This window comes from uncultured Cyclobacterium sp., from assembly GCF_963976465.1.
GTDB lineage: Bacteria > Bacteroidota > Bacteroidia > Cytophagales > Cyclobacteriaceae > Cyclobacterium.
Window position 1 is genome coordinate 1 of sequence record NZ_CAXBOC010000652.1, and the last position, 2,422, is coordinate 2,422.

The 2,422-nt window shown below is 40.5% G+C and carries 1 protein-coding gene and 2 pseudogenes; all 3 read left to right on the forward strand.

Annotated elements, in window-relative coordinates:
* Positions 1 to 655: pseudogene (locus AAC037_RS23455) on the forward strand (hypothetical protein); the annotation flags it as partial.
* Positions 656 to 762: 107 nt separating this feature from the next.
* On the forward strand, positions 763 to 2,079 hold the full coding sequence (locus AAC037_RS23460) for a hypothetical protein (protein ID WP_339906046.1): 1,317 nt from the start codon (positions 763 to 765) through the stop codon (positions 2,077 to 2,079).
* 133 nt (positions 2,080 to 2,212) lie between these two features.
* Positions 2,213 to 2,422 (forward strand): annotated as a pseudogene (locus tag AAC037_RS23465) (glycoside hydrolase family 31 protein); the annotation flags it as partial.

A 2,422-nucleotide genomic window follows, 5' to 3' on the forward strand; every position in this document is an offset into this window, starting at 1 on the left:
CCCGGAAGTCATTGGCAATAAAAAAGGCATTTTATCTCCCGATCTTTGCGGTCCTTTGTACAATCGCATTGAAGCCAAAGCTGGAGGTTTGGCGATTTTCATGAACGGTGCCCAAGGAGGCATGGTAACTGCGGATAACAGAAGACCCGAAGGCAAAGAAGCCGGTGATTGGGAAGAGTGTATCCGCATTGGAGAATTATTGGCAGACCAGGCCCTGGCAATTGTGGACAAAGCGCCTCTGCAAACAGCACCCTTATTGTCTAGCCACTCAAAGGAAATCAAATTACCAGTGACCTCTCCACTGATGAAAATGCTGATAGACCACTCCGAATTAGGATTAAAAGTTTCCGAAGACTATATGCTTAAAACAAGGGTAAATCTATTAAACATTGGCTCTGCCCAAATCCTTACCATCCCCGGAGAGGCACTAGCAAATATTGGTTATTACTTGAAAAGAAAGATGAAAACAGACCAACCATTTTTGTTTGGTCTGACCAATGATGCCTTTGGATATATGCTTACCAAAGTGGATTATAATAGTTTCGAACGCTATGAATACATCAGTAAAACAAGTCTAGGAGAGGAAACTGCTGAGGTCTATATAGAAGAAGCGCTTCAATTGATTGAAGCGAGTCCGGGAGCTGAAAACCAATAATAATAACAAGGGGGCAAATTTAACATCAATCAGAAGTGCTAATCCTGAGCTTTAAGTAGAGAAGCGCGGAAATTCGAGTAGCTTTCTTCAAAACTTAAATTAGCAACATGAGTGCCACAGCCAAAATAATAAAATGGTTTAAGTATCTGTTCTTAGGGACAATGGTGCTTCTTATATTGCTGGTCTTGGTAAAAATCAGCCCGGCCCTTTGGAACCGTTGGGTAACTTACCCAGGCTTGGAACAAGCCAGAAATGAGCTATGGCAAAAATACCGAAAACCACCAGAGGTTATTCCAATGCCATTGTATAAAGGGGCAGTTCATTCCCATACTTTCTGGTCTCACGACAGTCGGGGTTTGCTTCCTGAAATAATGGATGGAGCAAAAAAAGCCGAACTGCAGTTTATTTTCAATTCAGACCACAAACGCAATCAGCTCGACACCTTTCCAAGAGGCTACCAAGGAGTTTATGAAGGCATCATCATAGAGTCGGGCACAGAACATAGGTCCGGCCTGATGATCAGCCCATTTGACAGTACAGTTATTGACTGGAATAGACCTGAAACTGAAATTATCCGAGAGGTAGTAGAAAATGATGGTTTGGCCATTTATGTGCATTCGGAAGATGAACACGATTGGGACAACACGGATTATCATGCCATGGAAATTTACAATATCCATACAGACATGAAGGATGAAGAAAGTATATTGCCTATCCTACTCAATAGGTTAATGAATCCGAAAAAATATACCCATTGGATGTTCAGGGATCTTTATGATGAACAAACGGAAATATTGGCCAACTGGGACCGACTAAACCAAGATCGAAAGATTGTAGGGGTAGCCGGTGTAGACGCTCACAACAATCAAAATTTCAGAGCTAGGTACCTTGCCGATGAGAAAATAGAATGGGTTGGCCCCAATGCAGATACCATTGTAGTGAGAAAGGCCAATTGGTTTGATAAATTGTTAATGGGAGAAGAAGATCAATATGGTTGGGCATTTAAATGGGAGTTGGACCCCTATTTCAACTCTTTTAACCATGCTACCAACTATGTCTATTGCGACACCTTTACCAATGTTAATATTCGGGATCATATTAAATTGGGTCATGTCTTTGTATCCTTTGAAAGTTTGGCCAAAGGGGAAGGTTTTCAATATTTTGCGGTAAATGAAACAGATAGCTTAACCGCTATTTTAGGTGATTCTGTAAGTCTGGCGGCTGCCAATAAATTGAAAGCGCTTTCCCCATTTCCTGTGAAATTTCAGCTTTATCAAAATGGTGAGCTAATAGAAGAGACTGAGGAAAATTACAATTATGAATTTAGGATTCGAGACAAAGGCAATTACCGGGTAGTGGCAAGGCTTGACCTTAAAGAAGAATGGATTCCCTGGATTTATACCAATCCTATTTATGTGTATTGAAACGGGTCTCAAAACTTTAAACAAAAAAGGGTTTAGACATTAATCTAAACCATGGCTTGGACAACATGAGCGCTAACAAAAACACTAATCAATTAAGATTAAAACATTTCAAGTATAGAAAAAGGATGTAAACATGAGGAAGTTTTTTAAGATTACAATGCTCCTTCTTTTTTCACTGTTTGTAGTGGCCTATTTCTATATTCTATTCCCCTTTTGGGGATATCCTTTCAATGCGCAAAGGCATGGTCAATTGCCTTTAACTCCTGCCTGGGCCTTGGAATGCTGGTTGTGGGAAGACGATGTAAATACTGCGGCTTATGTTGATGAACTATTAGAAGGTTAC